The organism is Pseudactinotalea sp. (assembly GCF_048594945.1).
Classification (GTDB): domain Bacteria; phylum Actinomycetota; class Actinomycetes; order Actinomycetales; family Beutenbergiaceae; genus Pseudactinotalea.
This window is the reverse complement of record NZ_JBMDXJ010000456.1, coordinates 1-2,722: the sequence shown is the minus strand read 5'-3', so window position 1 is coordinate 2,722 and position 2,722 is coordinate 1. Positions and strand designations below refer to the sequence as shown.

Annotated in this window: 2 protein-coding genes and 1 pseudogene; all 3 read left to right on the top strand. The window is 70.6% G+C overall.

Annotation, left to right across the window (positions count from 1 at the left end; all coding sequences use genetic code 11):
* On the top strand, positions 1-2,098 hold a 2,098-nt coding region (gene infB, locus ACOJSN_RS20760; protein ID WP_420114382.1), incomplete at its 5' end, for a translation initiation factor IF-2.
* Positions 2,099-2,106: 8 nt separating this feature from the next.
* On the top strand, positions 2,107-2,547 hold the full coding sequence (rbfA, locus tag ACOJSN_RS20755; protein ID WP_420114381.1) for a 30S ribosome-binding factor RbfA: 441 nt from the start codon (positions 2,107-2,109) through the stop codon (positions 2,545-2,547).
* A 2-nt stretch (positions 2,548-2,549) separates the two neighbouring features.
* Positions 2,550-2,722, top strand: a pseudogene (locus tag ACOJSN_RS20750) (tRNA pseudouridine(55) synthase TruB); the annotation flags it as partial.

Here is a 2,722-nt window from a genome sequence, read left to right as displayed (position 1 = left end):
CCCGGGCGCCCCCGCCCGCGGCGGCGCCGGCGGCGGTCGCGGTCGTCCCGGTGGCGGCGGTCCCGGCGGCGGTGGCGGCGGCTTCGGCGGTCGCCCCGGCGGCGGTCCTGGCGCCGGCGGTGGCTTCGGCGGCGGTCGCGGCGGTGGCCGCGGTGGCCGCGGTGGCACACAGGGCGCGTTCGGTCGCGCCGGTGGGCGCCCCGCACGAGGCCGCAAGAGCAAGCGCGCGAAGCGTCTCGAGTTCGAGCAGCAGGGCGCGCCGTCGATCGGCGGCGTCAGTGTTCCCCGTGGTGACGGCAACACCGTCATCCGGATCCGAGCCGGCGCCTCGCTGAACGACTTCGCGGACCGCATCGACGCCAACCCGGCGAGCCTGGTCACCGTGCTGTTCCACCTCGGTGAGATGGCCACGGCCACGCAGTCGCTCGACGAAGAGACGTTCCAGACGCTCGGGGCCGAGCTCGGCTTCGTGATCGAGATCGTCTCGCCCGAGGAGGAGGACCGCGAGCTGCTCGAGTCCTTCGACATCGACCTCGAGGCCGAAGTGGCCGCCGAGAGCGATGACGACCTCGAGGCGCGCCCGCCGGTCGTGACCGTGATGGGTCACGTCGACCACGGTAAGACGGCGCTGCTGGACGCGATCCGGCGCACCGACGTGGCCGGGGACGAGGCCGGAGGCATCACCCAGCACATCGGTGCGTACCAGGTGCACGCCGAGCACGAAGGCGCCGACCGGGCGATCACCTTCATCGACACCCCGGGTCACGAGGCGTTCACCGCCATGCGTGCGCGCGGTGCGAAGGTCACCGACATCGCGATCCTGGTGGTCGCGGCCGATGACGGCGTGATGCCGCAGACGGTCGAGGCGATCAACCACGTGCAGGCGGCCGACGTGCCGATCGTCGTGGCGGTCAACAAGATCGACAAGGAGGGCGCGAGCCCGGACAAGATCCGCGCTCAGCTCACCGAGTACAACCTGGTGGCCGAGGAGTACGGCGGCGACACGATGTTCGTGGACGTCTCCGCCAAGCAGCGGATCGGCATCGACGACCTCCTCGAGGCGGTGCTGCTGACCGCGGACGCGGCGCTCGATCTGCGCGCCAACCCCGACAAGGCGGCGCGCGGTGTGGCGGTCGAGGCGAACCTCGACCGTGGCCGCGGCGCCGTGGCCACGGTGCTGGTCGAGTCCGGCACGCTCGCCGTGGGTGACTCGATCGTGGCGGGAACGGCCCACGGCCGTGTGCGTGCGATGTTCGACGAGCACGGCGAGAACCTCGACGTCGCGCTGCCGGCGCGGCCGGTGCAGGTGCTCGGTCTGACCTCGGTCCCGCGTGCAGGTGACTCCTTCCTGGTGGCCCCGGACGACCGCACTGCGCGGCAGATCGCCGACAAGCGTGAGGCCGCCGAGCGCGCCGCCACGCTGGCGAAGCGCCGCAAGCGCGTCTCGCTCGAGGACTTCACCCAGGCGTTGGAGGCCGGCAAGGTCGAGACCCTCAACCTCGTGCTCAAGGGCGACGTGTCCGGTGCCGTGGAGGCGCTGGAGGACGCGCTGCTCAAGATCGACGTGGGCGACGAGGTCGACCTGCGGATCATCCACCGCGGTGTGGGTGCGATCACGCAGAACGACGTCAACCTCGCCACCGTGGACAACGCGGTCATCATCGGGTTCAACGTGCGCACCGCACCGCGAGTCGCCGAGATGGCCGATCGCGAGGGCGTCGACGTCAAGTACTACTCGGTCATCTACCAGGCGATCGAGGATGTGGAGGCAGCCCTTAAGGGCATGCTCAAGCCGGAGTACGAGGAGGTCCAGCTCGGCTCTGCGGAGATCCGACAGGTCTTCCGGTCCTCGAAGTTCGGCAACATCGCCGGTTCGATCGTCCGCTCGGGGATCATCCGCCGCGGCAGCAAGGCTCGCCTGCTGCGCGACGGTGTGGTGCTCGCCGAGAACCTCACGATCGAGTCCTTGCGGCGCGAGAAGGATGACGTCACCGAGGTCCGCGAGGGCTTCGAGTGCGGTATCGGTCTCGGGCAGAAGGACGTCAGCGAGGGTGACGTCATCGAGACCTTCGAGATCCGCGAGAAGCCCCGCGACTAGGAGCAGTGATGACCGATCACCCTCGAGCCCGCAAGCTCGCCGAGCGTATCCACGAGATCGTGGCGCGCATGCTCGACACCCGTGTCAAGGACCCTCGCCTGGGGTTCGTCACGGTGACCGAGGTGCGCGTCACGGGCGACCTGCAGCACGCGACCGTGTTCTACACGGTGCTGGGTGACGAGCAGGCGCGCGAGGACTCGGCGACCGCGCTCGCCTCGGCCACCGGCCTGATCCGGTCCGAGGTCGGCAAGCAGACCGGTGTGCGGCTCACGCCCACCCTGGAGTTCACGCTCGACGCCGTCCCGGAGACGGCGGCCCATCTCGAGGCTGCCCTCTCCGAGGCCGCGGCACGCGACGCGGAGCTGGCGAAGGCGCGCGAGAGCGCGACCTTCGCCGGTGAGGCGGACCCGTACCGCAAGCCGGCCGAGCCGGCTGCCGACGAGGACTAGACATGAGCGGCGTCGGTGACGGCGTCGTGCTGGTCGACAAACCCGCGGGCATGACGTCTCACGACGTCGTCTCGCGGGTTCGTCGTCTGGCCGGCACCAAGAAGGTGGGTCATGCGGGCACGCTCGACCCGATGGCCACGGGGCTGCTGCTGCTCGGCGTCAACCGGGCCACCCG